This window comes from Pseudoalteromonas fuliginea (genome assembly GCF_000690055.1).
GTDB lineage: Bacteria > Pseudomonadota > Gammaproteobacteria > Enterobacterales > Alteromonadaceae > Pseudoalteromonas > Pseudoalteromonas fuliginea.
In genome coordinates, this window is record NZ_JJNZ01000300.1 from 1 (window position 1) to 236 (window position 236).

The 236-nt window shown below is 49.6% G+C and carries 1 protein-coding gene; it reads left to right on the forward strand.

Going from position 1 to position 236, the window contains the following annotated elements:
* The coding region (locus DC53_RS0121270; protein WP_033032870.1) for a glycoside hydrolase family 38 C-terminal domain-containing protein at positions 1 to 236 on the forward strand (236 nt) is incomplete at both ends.

The window sequence follows — 236 nt, forward strand, 5'->3', positions numbered from 1 at the left end:
GCGCATGAACTTACCAGAGAACCTACAACAACGTGAAGAGCGCACAGGTCAAAGCGGTTATCTAAACGTGAATTGCCAAGTGGTTCTAAAACAAGGTACACGCCGTATTGAAGTTCGCATGGAGCTGGATAACCAAGCTGACGACCACCGTGTTCGCGTATTAGTACCAACGCCGTTTGTGTCTGAAACCGTAGTAGCGGACAACCAGTTCGGTTTGATCACTCGCCCAACGAACG